The sequence below is a fragment of the Paracoccus sediminilitoris genome (assembly GCF_003259195.1).
GTDB classification, from domain to species: Bacteria; Pseudomonadota; Alphaproteobacteria; order Rhodobacterales; family Rhodobacteraceae; genus Paracoccus; species Paracoccus sediminilitoris.
In genome coordinates, this window is the sequence record NZ_QJPK01000002.1 from 308,211 (window position 1) to 333,934 (window position 25,724).

26 protein-coding genes are annotated in these 25,724 nt (G+C 65.8%); 11 read left to right on the forward strand and 15 right to left on the reverse strand.

Features of this window, described 5'->3' with window-relative positions:
- Positions 1-7: 7 nt before the first annotated feature.
- The 9 genes from DKT70_RS05405 to DKT70_RS05450 are packed head-to-tail and all read right to left on the reverse strand — an operon-like array spanning position 8 to position 8,623.
- Positions 8-403 carry a RidA family protein gene (locus tag DKT70_RS05405; protein ID WP_111558169.1) on the reverse strand — a complete coding sequence of 132 codons (396 nt, stop codon included), beginning with the start codon at positions 401-403 and terminating at the stop codon, positions 8-10.
- Positions 396-785: an acyl-CoA thioesterase gene (locus tag DKT70_RS05410; RefSeq protein WP_111558170.1), complete on the reverse strand. Its 390-nt coding sequence runs from the start codon at positions 783-785 to the stop codon at positions 396-398. The genes DKT70_RS05405 and DKT70_RS05410 overlap by 8 nt, the downstream gene beginning before the upstream one ends.
- Positions 782-1,912: an acyl-CoA dehydrogenase family protein gene (locus DKT70_RS05415; protein ID WP_111558171.1), complete on the reverse strand. Its 1,131-nt coding sequence runs from the start codon at positions 1,910-1,912 to the stop codon at positions 782-784. Before DKT70_RS05415 ends, DKT70_RS05410 begins: the two co-directional genes overlap by 4 nt.
- 58 nt (positions 1,913-1,970) lie before the next feature.
- A complete protein-coding gene (locus DKT70_RS05420; RefSeq protein ID WP_233490432.1) occupies positions 1,971-2,783 on the reverse strand; it encodes an enoyl-CoA hydratase family protein in 813 nt (270 codons plus the stop codon).
- The gene (locus DKT70_RS05425; RefSeq protein ID WP_111558172.1) at positions 2,780-3,214 is read right to left on the reverse strand and encodes a MarR family winged helix-turn-helix transcriptional regulator; all 435 of its coding nucleotides are present in this window, start codon (positions 3,212-3,214) and stop codon (positions 2,780-2,782) included. The genes DKT70_RS05420 and DKT70_RS05425 overlap by 4 nt, the downstream gene beginning before the upstream one ends.
- Positions 3,211-3,936 carry an SDR family NAD(P)-dependent oxidoreductase gene (locus DKT70_RS05430; protein WP_111558173.1) on the reverse strand — a complete coding sequence of 242 codons (726 nt, stop codon included), beginning with the start codon at positions 3,934-3,936 and terminating at the stop codon, positions 3,211-3,213. Before DKT70_RS05430 ends, DKT70_RS05425 begins: the two co-directional genes overlap by 4 nt.
- Positions 3,933-6,215: a bifunctional salicylyl-CoA 5-hydroxylase/oxidoreductase gene (locus DKT70_RS05435; protein WP_111558174.1), complete on the reverse strand. Its 2,283-nt coding sequence runs from the start codon at positions 6,213-6,215 to the stop codon at positions 3,933-3,935. The genes DKT70_RS05430 and DKT70_RS05435 overlap by 4 nt, the downstream gene beginning before the upstream one ends.
- A gap of 42 nt (positions 6,216-6,257) precedes the next feature.
- Positions 6,258-7,529 (reverse strand): DUF4202 family protein, encoded by a 1,272-nt coding sequence (locus DKT70_RS18705; RefSeq protein ID WP_325048030.1) that lies wholly within the window; start codon positions 7,527-7,529, stop codon positions 6,258-6,260.
- A gap of 56 nt (positions 7,530-7,585) precedes the next feature.
- On the reverse strand, positions 7,586-8,623 hold the full coding sequence (locus DKT70_RS05450; RefSeq protein ID WP_233490433.1) for an NAD(P)/FAD-dependent oxidoreductase: 1,038 nt from the start codon (positions 8,621-8,623) through the stop codon (positions 7,586-7,588).
- A gap of 30 nt (positions 8,624-8,653) precedes the next feature.
- Between DKT70_RS05450 and mnmD the strand changes: the two genes are divergently transcribed.
- From mnmD to DKT70_RS05470, 3 genes are all read left to right on the forward strand, one after another.
- Complete coding sequence (gene mnmD, locus DKT70_RS05455; protein ID WP_111558176.1) at positions 8,654-9,346, forward strand: tRNA (5-methylaminomethyl-2-thiouridine)(34)-methyltransferase MnmD; 693 nt, start codon at positions 8,654-8,656, stop codon at positions 9,344-9,346.
- A gap of 533 nt (positions 9,347-9,879) precedes the next feature.
- On the forward strand, positions 9,880-10,815 hold the full coding sequence (locus tag DKT70_RS05465) for an ABC transporter ATP-binding protein (protein WP_111558177.1): 936 nt from the start codon (positions 9,880-9,882) through the stop codon (positions 10,813-10,815).
- Positions 10,812-11,582, forward strand: coding sequence for an ABC transporter permease (locus tag DKT70_RS05470; protein WP_111558178.1), 771 nt, complete (start codon positions 10,812-10,814; stop codon positions 11,580-11,582). The genes DKT70_RS05465 and DKT70_RS05470 overlap by 4 nt, the downstream gene beginning before the upstream one ends.
- 6 nt (positions 11,583-11,588) lie before the next feature.
- Here DKT70_RS05470 and DKT70_RS05475 read toward each other — a convergent pair whose 3' ends face one another.
- Positions 11,589-12,044, reverse strand: a complete 456-nt coding sequence (locus DKT70_RS05475) for a hypothetical protein (RefSeq protein WP_111558179.1) — start codon at positions 12,042-12,044, stop codon at positions 11,589-11,591.
- A gap of 54 nt (positions 12,045-12,098) precedes the next feature.
- On the reverse strand, positions 12,099-12,461 hold the full coding sequence (locus DKT70_RS05480) for a dihydrodipicolinate reductase (RefSeq protein ID WP_111558180.1): 363 nt from the start codon (positions 12,459-12,461) through the stop codon (positions 12,099-12,101).
- Positions 12,462-12,583: 122 nt separating this feature from the next.
- On the opposite strand from DKT70_RS05480, the gene rimO reads away from it, so the two are divergent.
- The 3 genes from rimO (at position 12,584) to ettA (ending at position 16,537) form a co-directional block, all read left to right on the forward strand.
- Positions 12,584-13,948, forward strand: a complete 1,365-nt coding sequence (rimO, locus tag DKT70_RS05485) for a 30S ribosomal protein S12 methylthiotransferase RimO (protein ID WP_111558235.1) — start codon at positions 12,584-12,586, stop codon at positions 13,946-13,948.
- Between the two features lie 53 nt (positions 13,949-14,001).
- Positions 14,002-14,820 carry a sulfotransferase family protein gene (locus DKT70_RS05490; RefSeq protein ID WP_233490434.1) on the forward strand — a complete coding sequence of 273 codons (819 nt, stop codon included), beginning with the start codon at positions 14,002-14,004 and terminating at the stop codon, positions 14,818-14,820.
- 61 nt (positions 14,821-14,881) lie between these two features.
- Positions 14,882-16,537, forward strand: a complete 1,656-nt coding sequence (gene ettA / locus DKT70_RS05495) for an energy-dependent translational throttle protein EttA (RefSeq protein WP_111558181.1) — start codon at positions 14,882-14,884, stop codon at positions 16,535-16,537.
- Positions 16,538-16,697: 160 nt separating this feature from the next.
- Here ettA and DKT70_RS05500 read toward each other — a convergent pair whose 3' ends face one another.
- Together DKT70_RS05500 and DKT70_RS05505 are read right to left on the reverse strand one after the other, a co-directional pair.
- Positions 16,698-17,285: an outer membrane protein gene (locus DKT70_RS05500; protein ID WP_111558182.1), complete on the reverse strand. Its 588-nt coding sequence runs from the start codon at positions 17,283-17,285 to the stop codon at positions 16,698-16,700.
- Positions 17,286-17,730: 445 nt separating this feature from the next.
- A complete protein-coding gene (locus DKT70_RS05505) occupies positions 17,731-18,060 on the reverse strand; it encodes an HNH endonuclease family protein (protein ID WP_111558183.1) in 330 nt (109 codons plus the stop codon).
- A 59-nt stretch (positions 18,061-18,119) separates the two neighbouring features.
- On the opposite strand from DKT70_RS05505, the gene DKT70_RS05510 reads away from it, so the two are divergent.
- A complete protein-coding gene (locus DKT70_RS05510) occupies positions 18,120-18,749 on the forward strand; it encodes a DsbA family protein (protein WP_111558184.1) in 630 nt (209 codons plus the stop codon).
- On the opposite strand, the gene zapE is transcribed toward DKT70_RS05510, so the two are convergent.
- The gene (zapE, locus tag DKT70_RS05515; protein ID WP_111558185.1) at positions 18,746-19,846 is read right to left on the reverse strand and encodes a cell division protein ZapE; all 1,101 of its coding nucleotides are present in this window, start codon (positions 19,844-19,846) and stop codon (positions 18,746-18,748) included. The two genes, DKT70_RS05510 and zapE, sit on opposite strands and share 4 nt — an antisense overlap.
- 129 nt (positions 19,847-19,975) lie before the next feature.
- Between zapE and DKT70_RS05520 the strand changes: the two genes are divergently transcribed.
- Positions 19,976-20,602, forward strand: a complete 627-nt coding sequence (locus DKT70_RS05520) for a 5'-methylthioadenosine/S-adenosylhomocysteine nucleosidase (RefSeq protein ID WP_111558186.1) — start codon at positions 19,976-19,978, stop codon at positions 20,600-20,602.
- 72 nt (positions 20,603-20,674) lie between these two features.
- Positions 20,675-22,471, forward strand: coding sequence for an ABC transporter transmembrane domain-containing protein (locus DKT70_RS05525; protein WP_111558187.1), 1,797 nt, complete (start codon positions 20,675-20,677; stop codon positions 22,469-22,471).
- Positions 22,472-22,477: 6 nt separating this feature from the next.
- Here the strand turns inward: DKT70_RS05525 and DKT70_RS05530 are convergent, their stop codons facing one another.
- The gene (locus tag DKT70_RS05530) at positions 22,478-22,993 is read right to left on the reverse strand and encodes a CAP domain-containing protein (RefSeq protein WP_111558188.1); all 516 of its coding nucleotides are present in this window, start codon (positions 22,991-22,993) and stop codon (positions 22,478-22,480) included.
- A 172-nt stretch (positions 22,994-23,165) separates the two neighbouring features.
- Here DKT70_RS05530 and lysM point away from each other — a divergent pair, with 172 nt between their 5' ends.
- Together lysM and DKT70_RS05540 are read left to right on the forward strand one after the other, a co-directional pair.
- The gene (gene lysM / locus DKT70_RS05535) at positions 23,166-23,669 is read left to right on the forward strand and encodes a peptidoglycan-binding protein LysM (protein WP_111558189.1); all 504 of its coding nucleotides are present in this window, start codon (positions 23,166-23,168) and stop codon (positions 23,667-23,669) included.
- A gap of 167 nt (positions 23,670-23,836) precedes the next feature.
- A complete protein-coding gene (locus DKT70_RS05540; RefSeq protein ID WP_111558237.1) occupies positions 23,837-25,720 on the forward strand; it encodes an acyl-CoA synthetase in 1,884 nt (627 codons plus the stop codon).
- Positions 25,721-25,724 lie beyond the last annotated feature (4 nt).

Genomic DNA, 25,724 nt, shown 5'->3' on the forward strand with positions numbered 1-25,724 from the left:
CCAGGTTTCAGTCCGGAATGACGGCGGTGGCCTCGATCTCGACCTTGGCGCGATCCTCGACCAGGGCCACGACCTGGACCAGCGCCATGGCCGGATAGTGGCGGCCGATGACGTCGCGATAGGCGGCGCCGACCTCGCGCAGGGCGCCCAGGTATTCGTGCTTGTCGGTGACGTACCAGGTCAGGCGCACCAGGTGTTCGGGCCCCGCGCCGCCTTCGGCCAGGACCGCAACGATGTTTTCCAGCACCTGCCGGACCTGGCCCGCGAAATCATCGGTCCGGAACTGCTGGTCGGCATCCCAGCCCACCAGCCCGCCGGTATAGATGGTGCGTCCGCGTGCCATGACGCCGTTGGCGTATCCGACGGCGCGCTTCCAATGCGCGGGGTGCAGCGGTTCATGCATGATAGGCCTCCAGCGTGGTGCGGATATCATCCGGCCAAGGCGACGGGGTGAAATCGCGCGCCATCCAGACGACGGTGCTGCGCGCCTCCAGCCGGTCTTCGGCGCGGATCAGGAAACGGGCGCTGCTGGTGCCCAGATGGTCCACCTGCAGGTCCCACCGGATGCGGTCCCCAAGGCGGGATGGTTTCCTGAAATCCATCTCCAGCTTGACGGTCGGCATTCCCTGTCCCGCCGCCATCATCGGGCCGAAGCCATGGCCCACGATCTCCAGAAAGAAGTTTTCCACCATGTGATTCACCATCTCGGCATAGCGAGGGTAAAAAACGATCCCCGCCGGGTCGCAGTGGCAGAATTCGATGGCGATGGTGCGGGAATAGATCATGGTGCCTCCAACACGCTGCGGGCGATGATCAGCTTTTGCACGTCGCTGGCCCCTTCATAGATGCGCAAGGCGCGGATTTCGCGGTAAAGGCTCTCGACCGGCATGCCGACCCGCACGCCGTCGCCGCCGAACAGCTGCACGGCCTGATCGATGACCTGCTGGGCGGCCTCGGTCGCGTAAAGCTTGGCCATCGCCGCCTCGCGCGTAATGCGCGGCGCACCCTGATCCTTGGCCCATGCGGCGCGATAGACCAGCAGGGCGGCGGCATCGATCTTCAGCGCCATATCGGCCAGATGTCCCTGCACCATCTGCAATTTCGACATCGGGGCGCCGAACAGCCGGCGGTCACGGACGCGTGCAAGCGCTTCGTCCAGCGCGCGGCGGGCAAAACCCAAGGCGGCAGCCCCGACCGTGGGGCGGAAATGATCCAGCACCGTCATGGCGATGCGGAACCCGTGCCCCGCCTGACCGATCAGCGCATCGGCAGACAGGCGCACATCCGTCAGCCGCAGATGCGCCAGCGGATGGGGCGCCATCACCTCGATCCGGCTGACAACCTGCAGGCCCGGCGTGTCGGCGGGCAGCAGAAAGGCCGACAAACCGCGCGCCCCATCCCCTTCGCCGGTCCGCGCGACGATGACGTAAAGATCCGCGATCCCCCCGTTCGAGATATAGGTCTTCTCGCCCTCCAGCACCCAGTCATCACCATCGCGCCGCGCCGTGGTGGCGGTCCGCGCCACGTCTGACCCCGATCCCGGTTCGGTCAGCGCAAAGGCCGAAATCGCATCACCCGCCCGCGTCCGGTCCAGCCACGCCCGCTGCCCCTCATCGCCGAACAGGGTGACGGCCCCCATGCCCAGCCCCTGCATCGCAAAGGCGAAATCCGCCAGCCCGTCATGACGCGCCAATGTCTCGCGGATGATGCACAGCGCCCGGATGTCCAGTGCTTCGCCGCCCGAATGGCGCAGCCAGCCGCCCCGCCCCAATTCCGCGACCAACCCGCGACATGCCGCGTCCACGCCGCCGTGATCGACAGGCAGATGCGCGCCGCACCATACCTCCAGATCCTCCGCCAGCGCACGGTGGCGATCCTCGAAAAACGGCCAGTCCAGAAAGCTGCGATCCATCTTCTTCTTTGTCCCAAATACCCTCTGGGGGTCCGGGGGGCGAAGCGCCCCCGGGCTGTCAGTTTCCTTGAAAGACCGGCGTCTCCTTGGCGACGAAGGCATGATAGGCGCGTTCGAAATCGCGGGTCTTCATGCAGATGGCCTGCGCCTGCGCCTCGGCTTCGATGGCCTGATCCAGACCCATGTTCCATTCCTGGTTCAGCTGGGTCTTGGTGACGCCATGCGCCCAGACCGGTCCGTCGGCGATCTGCCGCGCCAAGGCCATCGCCGCGCTTTCCACATCATCATGCAGGCTGTTCCAGAACCCCCAACGCTCGCCTTCCTCGGCGCGCAGGACGCGACCGGTATAGAGCAGTTCCGCCGCCCGCCCTTGGCCCACGATTCGGGGCAGCATCGCGCAGGCGCCCATGTCGCATCCGGCCAGCCCGACCTTGGTGAACAGGAAGGCCGCCTTGGCCGATGGCGCGGCCAGCCGCAGGTCCGATGCCATCGCCATGATGGCACCTGCGCCGACGCAGATCCCCTCGACGGCGGCGATCACGGGCTTGTTGCAATGGATCATCGCCTTGACCAGTTCACCGGTCATGCGGGTAAAAGCCAACAGCTCGGGCATCTCCATGCCGACCAGCGGGCCAATGATCTCGTGCACGTCGCCGCCCGAACAGAAATTGCCCCCATTGCTGGCGATCACGACCACGTCCACGTCATCGGCATGGGCCAGATCGCGGAAATGGGCGGCCAGTTCGGCATAGCTGTCGAAGGTCAACGGGTTCTTGCGCTCGGGGCGGTTCAAACGGATCACGCCGATGCGGTCGGTCACCTGCCACAAGAAATGCTGCGGGCTGCGGTCGGCCATCGTCACGGGTGTCATGGGGTTCCTCCGGCGCGGGACAGGATCGCGCGCATGCTGTCCAGATCGGCTTGGTCCAGATTGGCCAGAATGGCATCGACCTCGGCCTCGTGGCCCTTGGCCATGGTTTCAAAGGCGGCTAGGCCCTCGGGGGTCAGGCGGACGCGGATGCGGCGGCGGTCCCCATCCTCGGCCTCGCGCCGGGCCATGCCATCGGCCTCCAGTCGGTCCACCACCGCCGTCGCGTTCCCGTTCGAGACCAGCAGCATCCGCGACAGCTCTGACATGGTGACCCCGTCGCGGCACCGCCACAGTGCCGCCATCACGTCGAAACGCGGCAGGGTCGTGGCATGTTCGCGCCGCAGGTAATCGCGCAGCCGGTTTTCCGCCCCGCGCGTGACCGCCAGCATGCGGATCCAGGTCTTCAGGCGATGCTTGGACAGATCGCTCATGGGCCTTCGCCGCCGTCAATGGTGATGGCCTGGCCGTTCATCGCGCCCGATCCCTCCAGCGCCAGCCAAAGCGCCGCTGCCGTCACGTTGGAGGGCGGGATCAGCTTGCCCTGCGGGTTGCGTCCCGCGATGCCCGCGATGGCCGCCGCGCGGTCGCGCCCGGTCTTGGCCATGACGTTCTCGATGCTGCGCTGCGTCATCTCGGTGTCCAGGTATCCGGGGCAGACGGCGTTGACGGTGATGTCTTTCCTGGCGACCTCTTGGGCCAGGGACCGCACCAGCCCCATCACGCCATGCTTGCTGGCGGCATAGGGCGCGGCATAGGCGGCCCCGCGCAATCCCGCGATGGAGCAGATGGCGATCAGCCGCCCCCCCGGACCCATCTGCGCCAGCCCCTGCTGAAAGGTCAGGAAGACACCGGTCAGGTTGACCGCGATGATGCGGTTCCAGTGATCCATGCTGACCTTGCCGAAGGGCGCGGCCTCGGCGATGCCCGCATTGGCGATGACGATCTGGCAAGGACCGGCGGCGGCGAAAACCTCGGCCACCTGATCGGGGTCGCTGACATCGCCCGAGACAGCGCGGATTCGGCCCCCCGCGACGCGATCCAGTTTCGCGCGGTCGCGGCCGGTGATGACGACGTCATGGCCGCGTTCGGCGAAGGCGCGGGCCATGTCGGCGCCCGTGCCACTGCCGCCGCCGGTGATCAGGACGGTGCTCATGCACGGATCTCCTCGGATTGCTTCTGGGCAAGGCGGCGGGCCTGGTCGCCGCCCGCCAGATAGGGCAGGGGCCATGCGGTGCCCGCGTCGCCAAGCGCCGTCGCCGCATGCAGCGTCCAATAGGGATCGGCCAGATGCGGGCGTGCCAGGCAGACCAGATCGGCCCGCCCCGCCATCAGGATCGAGTTCGCCTGATCGGCCTCGGTGATGTTGCCGACGGCCATGGTGGCGATGCCCGCCTGGTTGCGGATGCGGTCGGAAAACGGCGTCTGGAACATCCGGCCATAGACCGGCTTGGCCTCGGGCGTGGTCTGCCCCGCCGACACGTCGATGATATCGGCCCCCGCGTCATGGAAGGCGCGGGCGATGGCCACCGCATCGTCCGGGGTGATGCCGTCATCGGTCCAATCCGTGGCCGAGATGCGCACCGCCAGCGGCTTGTCCTGCGGCCATGCGGCACGCATCGCGGTCAGCACCTGCAAGGGCCAGCGCAGACGGTTTTCCAGGCTGCCGCCATACTCGTCGGTGCGCCGGTTGGATACCGGCGACAGAAAGCTGCTGACCAGATAGCCATGCGCCGCGTGCAGCTCGATCATGTCAAAGCCCGCCGCATCGGCCATGTGGGTCGCGCCCACGAATTGTCCTCGCACGACGTCCATGTCATGCTGCGTCATCTCTCGCGGGGTGGCATTCTGCGCGGTCCAAGGCAGGGCAGAGGCCGAGATCAGCGGCCAGTTGCCCCGTTCCAGAGGCTTGTCCATGCCTTCCCACCCGATGCGCGTGCTGCCCTTGCGACCGGCATGGCCGATCTGGCAGCAGATCTTCGCGTCGGTTTCGCGGTGCACGAAATCGACGATGCGCGTCCAGGCCGTCTGGTGTTCTGGCGCATAAAGACCGGGGCAGCCCGGAGTGATGCGGCCATCGGCGCTGACGCAGGTCATCTCGGTATAGACCAGCCCAGCGCCGCCCTTGGCACGTTCGCCGTAATGGACCAGATGCCAGTCGGTCGGGCAGCCGTCCTGCGCCTTGTATTGCGCCATGGGGGATACGACGATGCGGTTCTTCAATTCCATGTCGCGCAGGCGGAAGGGGGCAAAGATCGGCGCGCGGTCGGGCTGGCCGCCGGCCTGCTGCTGGAACCAATCCTCGGCCCGGCGGACCCAGTCGGGGTCGCGCAGGCGCAGGTTTTCATGGCTGATGCGCTGACTGCGGGTCAGCAGGGAATAGGTGAACTGGATCGGGTGCAGGTCGAAGTAGCGCTCGACCTCCTCGAACCATTCCAGGCTGTTGCGGGCGGCCGATTGCAGGCGCAGCACCTCGACCCGGCGTTCGTCCTGATAGCGTTGGAAGGCGGCTTCCAAGGTCGCTTCGCTGTGCAGGTAATCGGCCAGCGCGATGGCGCTGTCCAAGGCCAGCCGCGTTCCCGACCCGATCGAGAAATGCCCCGTCGCCGCCGCATCGCCCATCAGCACCACGTTTTCATGATACCAGCGGTCGCAGATGACGCGCGGGAAATTCATCCAGACCGCCGAGCCGCGCAGATGTTCGGCATTCGACATCAGCTTGTGACCGCCCAGATGGTCGGCAAAGACGGCGCGGCAGGTCTCGACGATGTCTTCCTTGGTCATGGATTCGAAGCCAAAGCCGTCCCATGTGTCCTGGCTGCATTCGACGATGAAGGTCGCGGTGTCCGCGTCGAAGGAATAGACATGCGCCCACATCCAGCCATGCGGCGTCTTTTCAAAGATGAAGGTGAAGGCGTCATCGAATTTCTGATGCGTGCCCAGCCAGATGAACTTGCACAGCCGCATGTCGATATCGGGGCGGAAGGTTTCGGCATATTCGGCCCGCACCCGGCTGTTCAGCCCGTCGGCGGCCACTACCAGGTCGTAATCGCGGCGATAGCTTTCGGCAGGGCCGAATTCAGTCTGGAACTGCATGGTGACGCCCAGCTCGCGCGCCCGGTCCTGCAGCAGGGTCAGCAGCATCTTGCGCCCGATCCCGGCAAAGCCGTGGCCGCCCGACACGTCGCGCTGTCCGTCGCGGATGACGGCGATGTCGTCCCAATAGATGAAGTTGTCGCGGATCGCCTTAGCCGAGGGCGGGTCGTTCTTTTCCATCCGCGCCAGCGCATCATCCGACAAGACCACGCCCCACCCGAAGGTGTCGTTGGCGCGGTTGCGTTCCAGCACCGTCACATCGTGCGACGGGTCGCGCAGCTTCATCGAGATCGCGAAGTACAGGCCCGCAGGCCCGCCGCCCAGACACAGGATCTTCATCGGATGCCTCCCACTTAGGGGAAAGCTGGCATGGGTCCGATTTTATTTCAAGCTTGAAATTTCGTCGCGGATCGACCGGGCGATCATTTCGGGCGTCTCGGGCGCAAGGCCAATCGGATCGAGACGCGGGCCGGCAAAGCCCGCCTGATCCAGTGCCTCGGGCAGGTCTTGGGTGACATGTTCGGCCCGCAGCGCGAACAGCGGCAGGCTGACGGCGCGGTCCAGGCCGCGGGCGGCATCGGCGATGAAGGGCTCCTGTTCGACAAAGCCCGTCACCACGCGGGCGAAATGCGGGGCCAGCGTGTTGGCCAGCGCAGTGGTGATGTCAAAGCTGGCCTGCGAGCGTTGCGATCCATGCGCCGACAGCAGCAGCGTCGTCTCGGCCAGATCCCACCCTTGGGCGGTCGCGGCCTGCGCCACCTTTTCCACGATCAGCGCGGGCAGGCCGGGATCGGTGCCGAAGGGGCGCATGATATGGGCACCGGGCGCACCGGCGGCGGTCAGGCGTCGGGGCAGTTCGATGCCGGTAAACCAACCCTCGGCCATGAACATCGGATAGATGACGCAATCGCTGGTGGCGGTTCTGGCCAGCGCCTCGGGCATGGCCAGGGTCGCGCCCATCACCTGCAGGCCGGGCAGATGGGCCGCGACTGCTGCCGCCAGATCCTCGATCGCCTGCTGCTGGGGGGCGGGGTCGCCGGGCTGGCCGTGGGACACGATGACGGCCCGCGACAGGGTCCGCGCAGCATCCGCCTGACGGAACAGCTCGGCGAAGACGGGGGGCATCTGGAATTCCCGCAAGGCGCGGGCGCGCGCGTCCGCGGACATCTTGCGGGCGGTCTTCTCGATGATCCGGGGCATCTTCTCATCGGGCTGCTCGGCCATGAAATCACCCAGATACCAGCGGATGAAGGTAAAGCAGATCACATCCTCCAGCGCCTGCACCTGGGGGTCGCGCTTGATGCCCTGCTTGGTCAGCATCTTGCGGGCGCGGTCGATGTCATCTTCGCCGTAACCCGCATCGGCCATGATCCCCGCGATGCGTTCGGCATGGCGGCGTCCCTGTTCCTGGCGCCATTTCAGGTATCCGGGCCGCCCCATCGGATAGCTGGTGCGCGGCAGGGTCCAGCGTTCGATATGCTGGCCGCGACAGGCGATGCGCAGCACGTCGTCGGCATCGGGGAACAGCCGCTGCTGTTCTGCCGTCATCCGCTGGCCGTAAAGCAGGTTGGCAGGGGTGCCGTCTTCGGATGCGGGGTCCTGCGCATTGGCGGCGTCGATGGCGATGAAGGCGTGATCAAGGCGGGTGGTCATGCGCGGCTCCGGATGATTTGAGGCAGTGTGGCGTGGTCGTGATGGGGGCGCAAGGCTCAGGGCAGGGCGACCAGATCGGGCAGGTCGGTCCGTCCGTCCAGCACCACCTGGGCGGCCATGCGGGCGATGACGGGGGCCATGCCGAAACCGATCTTGAAGCCGCCATTCACGATCAGATGGCCGGGGCGGTCGGGCCAGGGCGCAAGGACGGGCGCGCGGCTGCGGGCACGGGGGCGGATGCCCGCCCATCGTTCCAGCACTGGCGCATCGGCCAGCACCGGGCACAGCAAGCGGGCGCGCAGCAGCAGGTCGTCGATCTGGTGATCGACGCGGTCGTGGTCGAAGACGTTTTCCGAGGTCGACCCGACCGCCACCGTCCCGTCGAAATGCGGTGTCACATACATGCCGTTGTCGAAAACCTGCGGGCTGTCCGGGGCGGCATGGGCCAAGCTGGCCGACTGGCCCTTGACCCCCTGGCCGATCCTGCGGTCAAGCGCGTCGTTCAGATCCAGCAGCCCCTGCGTCCCGGTGGCCCAGATCATCTGCAGCGCATCCGCGGGGGCGGGGCGGCCCGTCACGATCTCTCCGCCCTGCGCGGTGATGGCGGCGGCAAGGGCGGCCAGCGCGGCGCGCGGATGGATGCGGGCCGTCATCCTGTCCATCAGCCAGATCCCCGACGGACTGCGGGGGACGATGTCGGCATCGGGATCGCGGGTCAGAACCATCCCCATGCCGGCGGGCCAGTTCCGTCGTGCTCCGTCGATGCGGTCGGCCAGCCGGTCGGCCGTCGCCTGGTCTGGCACCGGCTGCAGGCGACCGGTGCGGCCATAGCCCGAAGGCAGGCCGGACAGATCCTCGATCTCGGCCCAGAAACCGGGGGCGGCCAGCAGGCTGTCCAGCTGCATCGCCTTTTTCGGGTTCCAGCCGTCGGGGGCATGGGGGGCCAGCGCGCCCACTTGGCCGCCCGATGGCCCCGCGCCCACCTGGTCGCGTTCGTGAACCCGGACCCGCGCGCCGCGCCGGGTCAGTTCCCATGCGACGGCCAGCCCGAAGATGCCCGCCCCCGCCACGTGCATCACGCCGTCCCTTGCCAAATCCGCATCCTTTCCCGAAAGCTGCCCTGCATGAACGATCTAGACCACCAGACGCCCGAAGGCGACCCGCAGCTGGACTGGCGGGACGGGACCATCCCCGTCTCGACCCGGTTCGATGATCCCTATTTCAGCCTCGCCGGGGGGCTGGCGGAAACGCGGCATGTCTTTCTGGCGGGCAATGACCTGCCCGCGCGGCTGGCGGCGGGGTTTCATGTGGCCGAACTGGGCTTCGGGACGGGGCTGAACCTGCTGGCCTTGGCGCAGATCGCCGTCCAGCCCATACGCATGACCAGCTTCGAGGCCTATCCGATGGGCGTGGCCCAGCTGGAACAGGCCCATGCCGCCTTTTTCGAGCTGGCGGATTTGGCCGCGCAGCTGCGGTCCGGGTGGGGCAGCCCGAAGATCCGGGTGGGGCAGGTCACGCTGGATCTGGTCTTGGGGGATGTGGCCGATACGCTGCCTGCATGGCAAGGCCGGGCCGACGCGTGGTTCCTGGACGGTTTTTCCCCCGCCAAGAACCCGCAGATGTGGGATGATGCGATCATGGCGCAGGTGGGGCTGCATACCGCCCCGGGCGGCAGCTTTGCCACCTATACCGCCGCGGGCCATGTCCGTCGCGCGCTGGGCCGGGCGGGCTTCGACGTGTACCGCCGGCCCGGTTTCGGCAGCAAGCGCCACATGAGCGTGGGCAGTATGCCGGACCGCGACATCAGCGGCGCGTGACGCGGGGATGCGGGTGTAGTGGGATTGCGGATGGGGCGGCCGGCCATGGGTACGCGCCCAGAACCGCGGGCCGCTACGCCGCAGGAGTAGCGGCAACGCCAGGACGACGCCAGCCAGAAATCCGCCCGCATGCAGGAACATGTGGGTCAGCAGGCCGTAGGTCAGCTGGTCATGGGTGATGGCGATGGGATAAAGTGCCAGATAGGCCCAGATGGTCGATCCCGTTTCGCTGCCGGGCCATGTCAGGACGAACATCGCGATATTGATCGCGATCAGCGCCCAGATCACGACCGGACGAACAGTGGAGAGACTGTGGTCCCGGATGGGAAGCATGGGTGCGATCCTTGGTTGGGATGGCCCGGCAGTGGACGGCCCGCGCCGCCGCCGCAAGCCGTCTCCCGCAAGGCCTGCCCCGTGGCCAAACAGCCGCCATCCCGGCCCCGATCCCGCGGCGGTCTGGCAAAACGGCCCCCGAATGCCTATCTGCGGCCCGGGCCCATGCGACCCGTCTGCACAAAACTGGAGAATGGCGCATGAGCGCGATCATAGAAATCGACCATCTGTCGAAGCAATATGACAGTGGCACCAAGGCGCTGGACGACGTGTCCCTGTCCATCGAGGAAGGCGAGATCATCGCCCTTCTGGGCCCGAACGGCGCGGGCAAGACGACGCTGATCTCGATCATCTGCGGGCTTGTGGTGCCCACGGGCGGGTCCGTCCGGGTCGGCGGCCATGACATCCGCACCGACTGGCGCGCCGCGCGCAAGATGATCGGGCTGGTGCCGCAGGAAATCGCGCTGGAGCCTTTTGAAAAAGTCATCAACTGCGTCCGCTTCACCCGCCGCCTTTACGGCATGCCCCCCGACGACGCCTATCTGGAACGCATCCTCCGGGCACTGTCGCTGTGGGACAAGCGCGATGCGGCCACGCGCGAATTGTCGGGCGGCATGAAGCGCCGCGTGCTGATCGCCAAGGCCCTGTCGCACAATCCCAAGGTCCTGTTCCTGGACGAACCGACCGCCGGCGTCGACGTCGCGCTCCGCCGCGAGATGTGGGAGGTGGTGGGCGATCTGCGCCGCGAGGGCGTGACCATCATCCTGACCACCCATTACCTGGAAGAGGCCGAGGAAATGGCCGACCGCGTCGGCGTCATCGCCAAGGGTCAGCTGCTGCTGGTCAAGCCCACCGCCCAGCTGATGGGAGAGTTCGGCCGCAAGACCCTGACCATCGAACTGGACGCGCCCTTGACCGGCATCCCCGCCGACATGGCCGATCCCAACCTGACCCTGTCCGAGGATGGCCGCCAGCTGGCTTTCGACTATGACACCAAGGCCGAACGCACCGGGATCGCCCGGCTGCTGGGGGAACTGGCGGCGCGCGACATCACCGTGCGCGACGTGTCCACCCGCCAATCCAGCCTGGAAGAGGTTTTCATCTCGCTGGTCGACGAATCGGAGAATGCGGCATGAACATGGTCAACTGGCACGGCGTCTGGTCCATCTTCCACCACGAGATGATGCGCTTCTTCCGCACCATCTGGCAGTCGCTGGCATCGCCGGTGGTGTCGACGGTGCTGTATTTCGTGGTCTTCGGCGCGGCCATCGGCGGGCGCATCCAATCGGTCGAGGGCGTGCCCTATGGCGCCTTCATCGTGCCCGGCCTGATGATGCTGACGGTGCTGCAACAGGCGGTCAGCAACGCCAGCTTCGGCATCTATTTTCCGAAATTCAGCGGCACGATCTATGAATACCTGGTCTCGCCCGTGGGCTGGATCGAGGTCACCTTGGGTTTCGTCGGCGCGGCCGCGGCCAAGGCGATCCTGATCGCGCTGGTGATCCTGCTGACCAGCTTTGCCTTCGTGGGCGTCCATATCCTGCACCCGTTCTGGATGATCGCCTTCCTGCTGCTCAGCGCGGTGGGATTCAGCCTGCTGGGCTTTATCATCGGGCTGTGGGCCAAGAGCTTTGAACAGCTGCAGATCGTGCCGATGATGGTCATCATGCCGCTGGTCTTTCTGGGCGGGGCCTTCTACTCGGCCAGCATGCTGCCGCCCTTCTGGGGGGGCGTGGCCAAGCTGAACCCCGTGCTCTACCTGATCTCGGGGTTCCGTTGGGCCTTCTTCGGGCTGGCCGACGTGCCGGTGGGGGCCTCGCTGATCGCGGTGGCGGCGATGGTGGTCGTCTGCCTGGCCGTGATCCGCTGGATCTTCGCCACGGGCTGGCGTCTGCGCGAATGACGCCCGTCACTTCTTCCGCAGGCTGTCGCAGATGCGCGCCTGCGGATCCAGCCGGACATAGTCCTGCGCGCTGATCTTCTGCATCTCGAGCGAGCGGTTCCAGCCCGCGAACCACCGTTCGCGGATACCGTTGCGATAGAAATTTCCCATGATCTGATCGACATAGGGCGGGATGATCTGCGTGCCCTGGATGCGGGGCGCGTGAAAGCCGATCGTGGCACCCGGCCCTAGGCAGGCGCGCGGCAGCGTCGTCAGCATGGTGCAGGCCGACCGGCAATAGCCGCGGATGCGAATGGTCTTGCCGGTTGCATCCAGCTGGTTGCGGGTCTGGACCATCTGCAACACGTTGCCGCCACGGTCGTTGACCACATCGATGAACTGCCCCCGATGCTTGATCTCGGCATGGGCGGCCATCGGCATCAGCAGGGTCGTCAGGGCAATCAGGACGGGTGCGATCTTCATGCGCCTATCTTGCGCGGCGCGGGGGCCAAGGGAAATCACGTTCCGGCGAAGCGCCTATCTGATGCGCAGCGTGGCCGTATCGCCCGCCCCCTTGTCCGAGGTGAAGCGCAACCCGTCGCCCGTCCGCTCGACCAGCTGGCAGTTGCGCGGCCAGCTGCGGCTGCCCCAGGCCAGCGTGCGGCAGAACCAGCCCTTGTCCCAGGTCCAGTCGCCGGTGACATCGGCGCCGAAGGCACTGCCGCCGATGCGCCCGTCGGGGGTGACGACCAGGGCCACGCCCATCGTCGTCAGCCGGCGCTGATCGACGGTCCGGAGGAAATCGTCGCGGCTGGTGATCCGCTCGGCCAGGGCAGGGGCGGCGGTCAGCGCCAGCAGCGCGGCGGCAAGAAGGGTGGGGCGGGAAAGGGCGGATGGCATCGGTCGGTCCCCTGATCGGCTGTGGTGATGCAGGAAGATACGCACCGAAGGCCGGAAAGTTGCAGGCGGCGCGACGCACGGGACGTCTTTTCCCGCGACCTCGAATCGCCTATACGCTGCCGATGCAGACAAATCCGCCCGATCTTCGCCCCGACCTTGCCCGTGCCCGCATCCCTGATGACAGGCGCGATGGCCAGCCGACCATCGGCATGGTCAGCCTCGGCTGCCCCAAGGCGCTGGTCGACAGCGAACGCATCCTGACCCGCCTGCGGGCCGAAGGGTATGCCATAAGCGCCGATTACCAGGGCGCGGATGCGGTGATCGTGAACACCTGTGGTTTTCTGGACAGCGCCAAGGCCGAAAGCCTTGATGCCATCGGCGAGGCGCTGGCCGAAAACGGCCGCGTGATCGTCACCGGCTGTCTGGGGGCGGAACCCGAATACATCACCGGCGCGCATCCCAAGGTGCTGGCCGTGACGGGGCCGCATCAGTACGAGCTGGTCTTGGATGCCGTCCACAAGGCCGTGCCGCCGCAGCCCGATCCCTTCATCGACCTGCTGCCCGCCAGCGGAGTCAGCCTGACGCCGCGCCATTACAGCTATCTGAAGATCTCGGAAGGCTGCAATCACAAGTGCAAGTTCTGCATCATCCCCGACATGCGCGGCCGCCTTGTCAGCCGCCCCGCCCATGCGGTGATGCGCGAGGCCGAGAAGCTGGTCGAGGCCGGGGTCAAGGAACTGCTGGTCATCAGCCAGGACACCAGCGCCTATGGCCTTGACCGCAAACATGAGACCGAACGCGGGCACCGCGCCCATATCACCGACTTGGCGCGCGATCTGGGGTCGCTTGGGGCCTGGGTGCGGCTGCATTACGTCTATCCCTATCCGCATGTGCGCGACCTGATCCCGCTGATGGCGGATGGGTTGATCCTGCCTTACATGGACATCCCCTTCCAGCACGCCCATCCGGACGTCCTGAAGCGCATGGCCCGCCCCGCCGCAGGCGCGAAGACCTTGGACGAGATCGCCGCCTGGCGCGCCATCTGCCCCGAGATCACCCTGCGCTCGACCTTCATCGTGGGTTACCCGGGCGAGACCGAGGCCGAGTTCCAGTCCCTGCTGGACTGGCTGGACGAGGCGCAGCTGGACCGGGTCGGGGCGTTCCAATACGAAAACGTCAAGGGCGCGCGGGCCAACGACCTGCCCGACCATATCGATCCGCAGGTCAAGCAGGAGCGTTTCGAACGCTTCATGGAAAAGGCCCAAGCCATCAGCGCCGCCAAGCTGGCCGCCAAGGTCGGCACGCGGATCGAGGTGATCGTGGACAGTATCGACCAGGACGGCGCCACCTGCCGGACCAAGGCCGATGCGCCCGAAATCGATGGCAATCTTTTCATCGACGAAGGCTTTGACCACCTGAAGCCCGGTGATATCGTCCCGGTGACGGTGGACGAGGCCAGCGATTACGATCTGTGGGGGCATGTGTGAACCTGGATGCGCAGCTTGACTGGGACCCTCAAGGGAAACCTCGCAAGCCGCGCGTGATCGGCATCGGCGCCCAGAAGGCGGGCACCAGCTGGCTGTCGGACATGCTGGCCCAGCACCCCAAGATCTGGACCCCACCCTTCAAGGAGGTCCAGTTCTTCAACCACCGCTTCGTACCCGAACACCGCCAATGGCTGCCTTGGCATTACCGCCGCAGCAAGGAAAACCTGATCAGCAGGCATCTGGCGCGCAACCAGCCCATCGATCCGGATGTGGGCAAATACCTGAAACGCATCACCACCGGCGAGATGTTCACTGAGAAATGGTATCGCGCCATTTTTGCCCCTGCGCCCAAGGGCACGCGCCCCATCGACATCACGCCCGAATATTCGACCCTGCCCGATGAGGGCGTCGATTTCATGGCCGAATTCCTGCCCAATGCCCAGTTCATCTATATCCTGCGCCACCCGGTCGACCGGGCGGTGTCGCAACTGAAGATGAACCTGCGCCGCGCGGGCCGCGATCCCGCCAGCCTGTCCGACTGGATGCGCGAGATCGAGGACCCCGTCCTGTTGGATCGGGGCGATTACGCGGCCTATCTGCCGCGCTGGCAGGCACGCTTTGGTCCCGACCGGCTGCTGGTGCTGCCCTTTGGGCGGATCGCCCGCGACCCCGAAGGGCTGCTGCGCCGGGTCGAGGCGTTCCTGGGGCTGCCCCCCGCCCCCTACAAGGGGCTGCACAAGAAGGTCTTCGCCTCGCCCGACGGCTTTGCGGTCCCCCCAGAGGCGCGCGCCGCACTGCGCGACAAGCTGCAGCCGCAGTTCGATTTCCTTGAGGCGTCCATGGATGCGGACTTTCTTGCCGACATGCGCTGACCTTTCACCGGTCGGCATTTTCGCCTAAACAGCCCCATAACCTTTTCCAGGAGAATTCCCCATGGCGGCCTATCAGTTCGTCTATCACATGGACGGTGTGTCCAAGACCTATCCCGGCGGCAAGAAGGTCTTCGAGAACATCCGTCTGAACTTCCTTCCCGGCGTCAAGATCGGCGTCGTCGGCGTCAACGGCGCGGGTAAGTCCACCCTGCTGCGCGTGATGGCGGGCTGGGACAAGGATTTCACCGGCGAAGCCTGGGCCGCCAAGGGCGCGACCGTGGGTTACCTGCCGCAGGAACCGCAGCTGGACGAATCGTTGGACGTGCGTGGCAACGTCATGCTGGGCGTTGCGGCGAAAAAGGCGATCCTGGACCGCTATAACGACTTGGCAATGAACTACTCGGACGAGACCGCCGAGGAGATGGCCGCGTTGCAGGACCAGATCGACGCGGAAAACCTGTGGGACCTGGACAGCCAGATAGACGTCGCGATGGAGGCCCTGCGCTGCCCGCCGGACGACGCGGATGTCACCACCCTGTCGGGCGGCGAAAAGCGCCGCGTCGCGCTGTGCAAGCTGTTGCTTGAGGCGCCCGACATGCTGCTCTTGGACGAACCGACCAACCACCTGGACGCGGAAACCATCGCCTGGCTGCAAAAGCACCTGATCGAATACAAGGGCACGATCCTGACCGTGACCCACGACCGCTATTTCCTGGACGACATCACCAGTTGGATCCTGGAACTGGATCGTGGCCGCGGCATCCCCTACGAGGGCAACTATTCCGCCTGGCTGGAACAGAAGGCCAAGCGCCTTGAGCAGGAGAGCCGCGAGGACAAATCCAAGCAGAAAGTGCTGGAGCGCGAACTGGAATGGATCCGCGCCGGTGCCAAGGCGCGCCAGGCGAAATCCAAGGCCCGGATCAACGCCTATAACGAACTGGCCGGCCAGTCCGAACGCGACAAGCTGACCCGCGCCCAGATCATCATCCCGAACGGCGAACGTTTGGGCGGCAAGGTGATCGAGGTCGAGGGCCTGAAGAAAGCCATGGGCGACAAGCTGCTGATTGAAAATCTGGATTTCGCCCTGCCGCCCGGCGGCATCGTCGGCGTCATCGGCCCGAACGGCGCGGGCAAATCCACGCTGTTCCGCATGCTGACCGGCAATGAACAGCCCGACGAAGGCACCATCACCTGGGGCGACACGGTGCATCTGTCCTATGTTGACCAGTCGCGCGACGCGCTGTCGGACACCAAGACCGTCTGGGAGGAGATCAGCGGCGGGGCCGAGCAGATCCAGTTGGGCGACGCGCAGATGAACAGCCGCGCCTATGCCAGCGCCTTCAACTTCAAGGGCGGCGATCAGCAGAAGAAGGTCGGCCAGCTGTCGGGCGGTGAACGCAACCGCGTCCACATGGCCAAGCTGCTGAAATCGGGCGGCAACGTGTTGCTGCTGGACGAACCGACCAACGATCTGGACGTGGAGACGCTGCAGGCGCTGGAAGCGGCGCTGGACGATTTCGCGGGTTGCGCGGTCATCATCAGCCACGACCGCTTCTTCTTGGACCGTCTGTGCACGCATATCTTGGCCTTCGAGGGCGATGCCCATGTCGAATGGTTCGAAGGCAACTTTGAGGCCTATGAAGAAGACAAGATCCGCCGCCTTGGGCCGGATTCGGTCGAACCCAAGCGCGTGAAATACAAGAAATTTACTCGCTGATCCGATCCCGCACCGGGGTAACAGGGGGCTGCCGCTTGTCGGCGGCCCTTTTTCATGGACGCGGCGGGTGCGCGCGCACCATAGCCGCGGCCATGAAAAAAGCCGCCCCGAAGGGCGGCTTTCGCGTCAGGCCGGGACCGCCGAAGCGGCCCGTTCCCGATCAGAAGTGATAGGACGCGCGGACCTGCACCATGTCGGTGTCCAGGTCCAGGCCGTCGACGTTGTCGACATCGCTGAAGTCCTGCTTGGTGTACTCGGCGCCAACGGTGAACATTTCGGTGACCTTGTAGTCGGCACCGATGCCGTAGGTGACGTCGGTTTCCGACAGATCGCCATCGCCCGAAATATGTGCGGCGCCCAAGGTGACGTAGGGCAGGAAGCGGCCCAGATCGTAACCGGCGCGTGCGCGCAGACGGGTCAGGTCGGCATCGCCGCCATCGTTGTCCAGGTCGATCTTGTTGTAGTCAAGTTCGCCACCCAGGACGTACTTGCCGAAATCGCGGTTGTAGCCACCGTGCACACCGTAGGCGTCGAAATCGGTGTCGGCTTCTTCACCGTCCAGCGAAATGGTGGCTTCGCCTTGGCCGTACTGCAGACCAGCATAGAAACCGGACCAGTCCGAAGCGTCCATCGTCACGACGGGGGCGACTTCGACGGGGGCTGCCTCGACGACGGGGGCGGTATAGCCGCCTGCGTTGGCTGCGCCGGCTGCGATCAGGGATGCAATAGCTGCGGTAACGAATTTCATGATAGTCTCCAAACTCTCGTTGTGAGGCTGATCTAGTCCCCTCGTCCGGCGGATTGAAGATCATCCTGCCGGGCCTTGGCCGGGGCCGTGTCGCAGGCGCAACCACGACGATGTGATGGACCCGTGATCGTCAAATACCTTTACGTCAGCTTTTCAGCATGCCGTGCGGCGACAGCGCCCTTGGCGGTGCTGGGTCGGCGCGATGCAGGGCCCCATGAACCATCAAAAAGCAGCCCATTTTCCAAGGAATCTGCTTGCTCCTATCCTTTGCGGGCCTGTCGCGGGCAGGATGCGGAAGTCGCCCTTGGCATGCTCACGCCCTTGGGAAAGCGCTTGAGATGCATGGCGAAAACCGGAAATGCAGGCGGCGGATGGCGCATTTTCCTGCCGGAATGCGACAGGGAAAGACTTGCACTTGTTGCAAAATGGGAGACGCGATCGCCGGTCAGCGCACCTTGCCGGTAAAGCCCGGAGGGCGTTTGGCGATCCATTCCAGAAAGCGCGCCATGTCGGGATGGGCGCGCAGGGCCGCGATGGTGTTCAGGTTCCGGGCCAGTTCTGTTTCCTTGAAGGTCTTGTGGATCGTCTTGTGGCAGATGTGGTGCAGCAGCACGGTTTCACCGCGCTTGCCGCCGCGCAGCTTGGGGATCAGGTGATGGCGGCTTTGCGGGACATCGGGGGGAATGGGGCGGTCGCAAAGGGGACAGATCGGGTCCGGGGTCTCGGTCTCTGACGCCAACGTGACATCGGCGGGTTCAGGGCGTGGTTTACGCATGCGACGACCTTCGGTTAGCTGGTCCCCATATGATCCCGCCCCCCGCGAAAGGACAACCCATGCTGACCCGCCGCCTGATCCTGGCCAGCGCCGGTGCCACCGCCGCCCTTGGCGTGCTGCCGGCCGCCGCAGCCGAACGCGACAATCCCATGCCCGAGGATCTGCGCAAATCGCTGGAACGCGATCCGACCGCACCCGTTCTGGGCAATGGCGACGGCAACATCACCCTGTCCGAGTTCTTTGACTATAACTGCCAATATTGCCGCAAGATGGTGCCACTGATGTCGCAGCTGGTGCGCGAGGATCCGCAGCTGCGGCTGGTGCATCGCGAATGGCCCGTCTTCGGCGCGGATTCGGAATTCGCCGCCAAGGCGTCGCTGGCATCGCTGAAGCAGGGCAAATATTGGCAGCTTCACGCCGCACTGATGACCATGGAAGGCCGCGCTGAGGAGGCCAGCGTCATGCGGATCGCCCGGCAGGTCGGCCTGGACGAAGCCCGCCTGCGCGAGGACATGCAGGGCCCGGACCCCGAACGCCACATCACCATGAGCTTCCTTCTGGGCGATCACATGGGCCTGCGCGGCACGCCCAGCTTCATCTGCGGCGACGAGGTCGTCTTCGGAGAGATGGACCTGCAGGAATTGCGTGACCTGGTGGCGCGCGGGCGCCAGACCCTGGGCGTCGTCTAGCGCGCGCCCCAGGCCGCGTCCTGCATCTCTCGAAGGCGGCTGGCGGTGCGTTCGAATTCGAAGCTGCCCTCGCCTTCGTTATAGAGCTGCTCGGGTTCGTCGGCGGCGCTGGCGATCAGGCGGACCTTGGCCTCGTAGAGCGCATCGACCAGCGTGACGAAGCGCTTGGCCTCGTTGTAGTTCGACCCCGAGAGGCGCGGCACGCCGTCCATCAGCAGCACGTCGACCGCCCGCGCGACGGCCAGGTAATCGGCGGGCCCAAGCGGCTTGTCGCACAGATCCCAGAAGCTGGCCCGCGCCACGCGGCCCGCATGGGCGGGCAGTTCGACCTGGCGACCCTTGACCTCGATCCGCAGGGGTTCGGGGGTGGCATCGCCCGTCAGATCCGCCCAGATGGCATCCAGGCTGGCGCGGGCCTGCGCATTGGCGGGCGTGAACCAGACCTGCCCGCCGGCGCTGCGGTTCTGGCGATAGTCGGTTTCGCTGTCCAGGCAGGTGACCTGCATGCGTTCGCGGATCAGGTCGATGAAGGGCAGGAACAGCTGGCGGTTCAGCCCGTGCTTGTACAAATCCTCGGGGATGCGGTTCGATGTGGTGACGACGACGACGCCCTGTTCGAACAGCACCTGGAACAGGCGCCCCACGATCATCGCATCGGCGATGTCGGTGATCTGCATTTCGTCAAAGCACAGCAGCCGCACCTGCGCGGCGACCTGCATGGCGACGGGGCGGACGGTGTCCTGATCGCCGCGCTTGCGAGCCTCGTCCAGTCCGGCCTGGATTTCCTGCATGAATTCGTGGAAATGCACGCGCCGGTGGGGAATGTCGCCTGCGGCCTCGGCCATCAGATCCATCAGCATGGATTTGCCGCGCCCGACGCCACCCCACAGGTACAGCCCCTTGACCGCCGTGGCAGGGGCCGCGTTGCCCACGCCCAGAAAGGCCCGCCATGTCGAGCGTTTGGGGGCGGCCTGGGGGGCTTCGGCCATCTCGGCCAGAACGCGGTCCATCTGGGGCAGGACGGCTTCCTGTGCGGGATCGGGCCGCAGCACCCCTTCGGTCACGCGTTGGCGGTATAGATCGCTGACCTGGCCCATGCTTGTTCCCTTCATGACGGACAAAGACCTGCCACAGGGGCGGCGGCGCCTGCAAGGGGCCATCGCGCTTGACCGGATGGCAGGGGGCGGGCAAACCCGAAGGGAAATCCCTTGCAGGTGCGACCGCCCATGATCCAACCCGATACGCTTGCCGATCTGCCCGTGCTGTTCGTGATGGCGGCGCGCCCCGAATACGGCCCCGCCCTGCAGGCCCGCATCACGCCCCTGATGACCGGCATCGGCCCCGTCGAGGCCGCCGTGCAATTGACCGCCGCGCTGGCGGGAATGGCCGAAAGGCCGCGGCTGGTCGTATCTTTGGGGTCGGCCGGATCGGCGCGGCTGGCGCAGACGCAGGTCTATCAGGTGGGATCGGTGGGCTATCGCGACATGGATGCCTCGGCGCTTGGGTTCGAGCGGGGCTGTACGCCGCTGCTGGATCTGCCCGCCGTGGTCGATCTGCCGCACCGCATCCCTGACATCCCCGTGGCCAGCCTTGCCACCGGCGCCAGCATCGTCAGCGGCGCGGGCTATGGCGGCATCGCGCAGGACATGGTCGACATGGAAACCTTTGCCATCCTGCGTGTCTGCCAGCATTTCAACCTGCCGCTGATCGGGCTGCGCGGCATTTCCGACGGGGCCGAGGATCTGCGCGGTCTGTCGGATTGGACGCAATACCTGGAGATCATCGACGGCAAACTGGCCGAGGCCATCGACGCGCTGGAAGGCGCGCTGGCCCGTGGCGACATCCGGGTATGACGAAGCGTCCGCTTGTCCTTTGACGGCACCCGCCCTACACCGAAATCCCCGCATGACAGGCAGGAACAGGCAATGAGACGTGGCGCAAGCACCACCGAAGACCGTCCCACCAGCAAAAAGGTGGGCGCGCTTGGCGCGTTGTGGCCCTTTGTGCGACCATACCGCATTCAGGTGGTTCTGGCCCTGCTGGCCTTGGCCTGCACATCCGGGATCAGCCTGATCCTGCCCCTGGCCGTGCGACGGGTCGTCGACAATTTCGACGATGGCGCGGGCCTGCTGGACAAGTATTTCGGGGCGGCGCTGATCATCGTGGCGCTGCTGGCCCTGGGCACCGCGGCGCGCTATTTCTTCGTCACGCGGCTTGGCGAACGGGTCGTGGCCGATATCCGCAAGGCGGTCTATGGCCGTGTGATCACCCTGTCGCCCGCCTTCTTCGAGCGCGTCATGACCGGCGAGATCCTGTCGCGCATCACCACCGACACCACGCTGATCCAGTCGGTCGTTGGATCGTCGCTGTCGATCGCGCTGCGCAACATGCTGATCCTGGTGGGGGGGATGGCGCTTCTGGCCTGGACGTCGCTGAAGCTGACGGCGCTGGTCCTGCTGATCGTGCCGGCGATCCTGATCCCGATCATCGTGCTGGGCCGCCGGCTGCGTGCCCTGTCGCGGGCCAATCAGGACTGGATCGCCGTGTCGTCGGGCACCGCGTCCGAGACGCTGCTGGCCGCGCAGACGGTCCAGGCCTATACGCATGAGGCCCGCAGCATCGCCCGTTTCGACACCGTCACCGAACAAAGCTTCGACGTCGCGCTGACCCGCATCCGAACCCGCGCGATCATGACCGCCATCGTGATCTTCCTGATCTTCGCGGGCGTCATCGGGGTCCTGTGGATCGGCGCGCGCGACGTGCGCGAAGGGGTGATGACGGCGGGGCAGCTGGTGCAGTTCGTGATCTATGCGATCCTCGTCGCCAGCTCGACCGGGGCCCTGTCGGAAATCTGGGGCGAATTGCAGCGCGCCGCGGGCGCGACCGAGCGTCTGGCCGAACTGCTGTCGGCCGATGACGCGCTGCGCGACCCTGCCCATCCCGTCGCGCTGCCCACCCCCCTGCGTGGGGAGATCGCGCTGCAGGGCGTCGGCTTCCGCTTTCCGACCCGCCCCGACGCCCCCGCGCTGGACGGCATCGACCTGACCATCCGCCCCGGCGAAACCGTGGCGCTGGTCGGTCCGTCAGGGGCTGGCAAGACGACGGTGATCCAGCTGATCCAGCGGTTCTGGGACCCCGTGCAGGGGCGCGTGACGCTGGACGGCGTCGATCTGCGCGACATGCGCCGCACCGATTTCCGCGAACAGATGGCGCTGGTGCCGCAGGACCCGGTGATCTTCGCGGCCTCGGCGGCCGACAACATCCGCTTGGGCAAGCCCGACGCCTCGGACGCGCAGGTGATCGCGGCGGCGAAGGCGGCCCATGCCCATGACTTCATCGTGGGGCTGCCGCAGGGCTATGACACCGCGCTTGGGGAGCGCGGCGTGATGCTGTCGGGCGGCCAGCGCCAGCGGGTGGCAATCGCCCGCGCCATCCTGCGCGACGCCCCCGTGCTGTTGCTGGACGAGGCGACCAGCGCGCTGGATGCGGAATCAGAATCGCTGGTCCAGACCGCCGTGAACCGCCTGGCCGAAGGGCGCACCACCATCGTCGTGGCCCACCGCTTGGCCACCGTGAAGAAGGCCGACCGCATCGTCGTGCTGGACCAAGGCCGCATCGTGGCGCAAGGCACGCATGAGGACCTGGTGGCGCAAGGCGGGCTTTATGCGCGGCTGGCGCGGATGCAGTTCACCGATGGTCCGCAGGCCAGCGACGCGGCCTGAGGCACGCTATTTCTCGGCCGCATAGACGGCTGCCCAATATTGCGTGCGGCCATCGGCGCCGATCGCGCGCCCGATGCCGAAATCCTTCACCTGCGGGATCAGGATATTGGCCCGATGGCCGGGCGAGTTCTGCCATTCGGCCAGCACGCGCGTGGTGTCGAAGGGGCCGGCGGCGATGTTTTCGGCGGTGATGCGGGTGTCATAGCCGCGGGCCTTGACCCGCTGCCCCGGACCCGATGTCGAGGACCCCTGATGGGACATCTGACCGCGACGGGCCATGTCGCAGGCGTGTCCGGCCGCGACCTGCGCCAGCAGGCTGTTGGCCCGCACCGGGGGCAGGCCGGCGGCGACGCGCGCGCGGTTCGTGGCGGCCGCGCCGGTGGCGTTCAGCGCGCTGTCGGTGCCCTTGCAGCTGACGGCGCCAGAGGCGGCATCATTGTCCGAAGGCGGCGTGCCTTGGGTGCAGGCGACAAGGGCAAGGGCAGAGATCGGGGCGATCAGACGGATCAGTTTGAAGGGCATGGGCTTTTCTTTCACTGTGCCGACAGGCTTCTGAACCAGATTGCAGGGCACAATCAAAGGTTGCAAGCACGCAGCATCGAAACCTTTTTTCCGATGGTTTTGCATCCGGATCGAGAAAATTGCGTTAAGTGTCTGGGCCGAAAGGCCCATCAACCATGCAAGAGGTGACAGAATGGCTTTGTGGGAATTCGTGAAAGATGCCGGGAAATCCGTGTTCGGCAAGGCCGAGGCCGCGACGCCCCCCGTGCCCAAGGACGCCAAACCAGCAGATTCGGCTTCCAAGGCAGCCGCGCCGTTGGAGACTGACCGCAAGGTCGCGGCGCTCAAGGATGAGCTGCGCGCCCTGGGCATGGATGGCAGCGACGTCCATCTGCGCCTGCGCGGCGACACGGTCGTGCTGGAAACCAAGGAAGCCAGCCGCGAGCAGATGGAAAAGCTGATCCTGGCGGTCGGCAACATCGAAGGCATTGCCAATGTCGAGGCCGACCTGCCCGAGGCCGAGACCCCGCCCGTCTTCCACACCGTCAAGAAGGGCGAGACGCTGTCGGGCATCGCCAAGCAGCATCTTGGTGACGCCAACCAGTACAACGCCATCTTCGAGGCCAACCGCCCCATGCTGAGCGACCCCGACAAGATCTATCCCGGTCAGGTCCTGCGCATCCCCGCGAAGGACTGAAGACCGCCCCGTCGGCCCGCCATTCCCGCGAACGCCGCGTCGCCCCATCGGGTGACGCGGCGTTTTGACCCATTCCTGCGCCGCTTGATCTTGCCCGGAGAGGTCAATTCGGACCATCCTGCGCAGAAGGGAGGGGCCGTGTGATGCGGCCCGCGAAGGAGGAAATGATGGGCAAGTTCAGCAACTACGCGGATCGCGATCGGGTCGAGGCAGAGGGGGATTACGCGTCCCGCGACCTGCCCGTCACGCTTTACGATTTCGTGGCCAGAACAGCGTCGCGCTTTCCAGACCGTCCCGCGATCTCGTTCCAGTTGCTGTCGGGTCCGCGCGATCCGTCCACCACCCTCAGCTGGCAGAAGCTGCTGGAACGCGTGACCGAAACCGCCAACCTGTTCCGCAGCCTGGGTGTCGGACCGACAGACACCGTCGCCTATCTGCTGCCCAACAGCATCGAAACGCCCGTGGTGCTGCTGGCCGGTGCGACGGCGGGCATCGTCAACCCGATCAACCCCTTGCTGGATTCCAGCCAGATCGCAGGCATCCTGCGCGAAACCGGCGCCAAGGTGCTGGTCACGCTGAAGCCCTTTCCCAAGACCGATGTCGCCCAGAAGGCCGCCGAAGCGGTGGCCCAGGCCCCCGGCGTCACCCATATCGTCCAGATCGACCTGAACCGGCACCTGCGCGGGCTGAAGCGGCTCATCGTCCCACTGATCCGTCCCAAGGTGAAGACCCGCCACCACGCCAAGGTTCTGGATTTCGAAGCCGCCGCCAGCGCCCAGAACCACCGCCGCCTGGACTTCGACCTGCCGCAGCAGGATCGCGTCGCCGCCTATTTCCACACCGGCGGCACGACCGGCACTCCCAAGGTCGCGCAGCACAAGTATTCCGGCATGATCTATAACGGCTGGCTGGGCGGCAAATTGCTGTTCGATGAAAACGACGTGCTGATGTGTCCGCTGCCGATGTTCCACGTCTTTGCGGCCTATCCGGTGTTGATGGCCTGCATCGCGTCGGGCGCGCATCTGGTGATGCCGACGCCTGCGGGTTATCGCGGCGACGGGGTCTTCGACAATTTCTGGAAGCTGATCGAACGCTGGCAGGCGACCTTCCTGATCACCGTGCCGACGGCCATCGCGGCGCTGATGCAGCGCCCGGTCAATGCCGATGTCAGTTCGCTCAAGACCGCGATTTCCGGATCGGCGCCGCTGCCGATCGAGCTCTATAACCGTTTCAAGGCCGCCACGGGGGTCGAGATCGCCGAAGGTTACGGCCTGACCGAGGCCACCTGCCTTGTCAGCTGCAACCCGGTGGACGGGTTGAAAAAGGTCGGATCGGTCGGGATCCCCTTGCCCTATACCGATGTCAGGATCCTGCATCACGACGAACAGGGCAACGCCACCGATTGCGGCATCGACATGGTGGGCGAGATCTGCGTGTCGAACCCGGGGGTCTTTCCCGGTTCGACCTATACCGAGGCCGACAAGAACCATAAGCTGTTTTCGCGCGACCGCTATCTGCGTACGGGTGATCTGGGGCGGATCGACGCCGACGGCTATCTGTGGATCACTGGGCGGGCCAAGGACCTGATCATCCGCGGCGGTCACAACATCGACCCCGCCGAGATCGAGGAAGGGCTGCTGTCGCACCCTGCCGTGGCCTTCGTGGGCGCCATCGGCCAGCCCGACAGCTTCGCGGGCGAACTGCCTTGCGCCTATGTCGAGTTGGTCGCGGGGGCCGAGGTCGGCATCGACGAACTGAACGAGCATGCCAAGACCCATATCCACGAACGCGCGGCCATCCCCAAGCATATCGAGATCCTGCCCGAACTGCCCAAGACTGCCGTCGGCAAGATCTTCAAACCCGACCTGCGTCGCCTTGCCATCAAGCGCGTCTATGACGCCGCCCTGAAGGATACCGGCAGCCATGTCGTCGAGGTGCGCGAGGACAAGAAGCGCGGGCTGGTGGCCATGCTGTCGCGCGACGGCAAGGTCGATGAGGCCAAGGTCAAGGAGACCTTGGGCCAGTTCACCTGCGCATGGGATTGGGCATAGGGGC

Coding starts and splice junctions, on each gene's coding strand:
- DKT70_RS05405 (WP_111558169.1), bottom strand. CDS start 403: ATGCATGAACCGCTGCACCCCGCGCATTGGAAGCGCGCCGTCGGATAC.
- DKT70_RS05410 (WP_111558170.1), bottom strand. CDS start 785: ATGATCTATTCCCGCACCATCGCCATCGAATTCTGCCACTGCGACCCG.
- DKT70_RS05415 (WP_111558171.1), bottom strand. CDS start 1,912: ATGGATCGCAGCTTTCTGGACTGGCCGTTTTTCGAGGATCGCCACCGT.
- DKT70_RS05420 (WP_233490432.1), bottom strand. CDS start 2,783: ATGACACCCGTGACGATGGCCGACCGCAGCCCGCAGCATTTCTTGTGG.
- DKT70_RS05425 (WP_111558172.1), bottom strand. CDS start 3,214: ATGAGCGATCTGTCCAAGCATCGCCTGAAGACCTGGATCCGCATGCTG.
- DKT70_RS05430 (WP_111558173.1), bottom strand. CDS start 3,936: ATGAGCACCGTCCTGATCACCGGCGGCGGCAGTGGCACGGGCGCCGAC.
- DKT70_RS05435 (WP_111558174.1), bottom strand. CDS start 6,215: ATGAAGATCCTGTGTCTGGGCGGCGGGCCTGCGGGCCTGTACTTCGCG.
- DKT70_RS18705 (WP_325048030.1), bottom strand. CDS start 7,529: ATGACCACCCGCCTTGATCACGCCTTCATCGCCATCGACGCCGCCAAT.
- mnmD (WP_111558176.1), top strand. CDS start 8,654: ATGAACGATCTAGACCACCAGACGCCCGAAGGCGACCCGCAGCTGGAC.
- DKT70_RS05465 (WP_111558177.1), top strand. CDS start 9,880: ATGAGCGCGATCATAGAAATCGACCATCTGTCGAAGCAATATGACAGT.
- DKT70_RS05470 (WP_111558178.1), top strand. CDS start 10,812: ATGAACATGGTCAACTGGCACGGCGTCTGGTCCATCTTCCACCACGAG.
- DKT70_RS05475 (WP_111558179.1), bottom strand. CDS start 12,044: ATGAAGATCGCACCCGTCCTGATTGCCCTGACGACCCTGCTGATGCCG.
- DKT70_RS05480 (WP_111558180.1), bottom strand. CDS start 12,461: ATGCCATCCGCCCTTTCCCGCCCCACCCTTCTTGCCGCCGCGCTGCTG.
- rimO (WP_111558235.1), top strand. CDS start 12,584: ATGCAGACAAATCCGCCCGATCTTCGCCCCGACCTTGCCCGTGCCCGC.
- ettA (WP_111558181.1), top strand. CDS start 14,882: ATGGCGGCCTATCAGTTCGTCTATCACATGGACGGTGTGTCCAAGACC.
- DKT70_RS05500 (WP_111558182.1), bottom strand. CDS start 17,285: ATGAAATTCGTTACCGCAGCTATTGCATCCCTGATCGCAGCCGGCGCA.
- DKT70_RS05505 (WP_111558183.1), bottom strand. CDS start 18,060: ATGCGTAAACCACGCCCTGAACCCGCCGATGTCACGTTGGCGTCAGAG.
- DKT70_RS05510 (WP_111558184.1), top strand. CDS start 18,120: ATGCTGACCCGCCGCCTGATCCTGGCCAGCGCCGGTGCCACCGCCGCC.
- zapE (WP_111558185.1), bottom strand. CDS start 19,846: ATGGGCCAGGTCAGCGATCTATACCGCCAACGCGTGACCGAAGGGGTG.
- DKT70_RS05520 (WP_111558186.1), top strand. CDS start 19,976: ATGATCCAACCCGATACGCTTGCCGATCTGCCCGTGCTGTTCGTGATG.
- DKT70_RS05525 (WP_111558187.1), top strand. CDS start 20,675: ATGAGACGTGGCGCAAGCACCACCGAAGACCGTCCCACCAGCAAAAAG.
- DKT70_RS05530 (WP_111558188.1), bottom strand. CDS start 22,993: ATGCCCTTCAAACTGATCCGTCTGATCGCCCCGATCTCTGCCCTTGCC.
- lysM (WP_111558189.1), top strand. CDS start 23,166: ATGGCTTTGTGGGAATTCGTGAAAGATGCCGGGAAATCCGTGTTCGGC.
- DKT70_RS05540 (WP_111558237.1), top strand. CDS start 23,837: ATGGGCAAGTTCAGCAACTACGCGGATCGCGATCGGGTCGAGGCAGAG.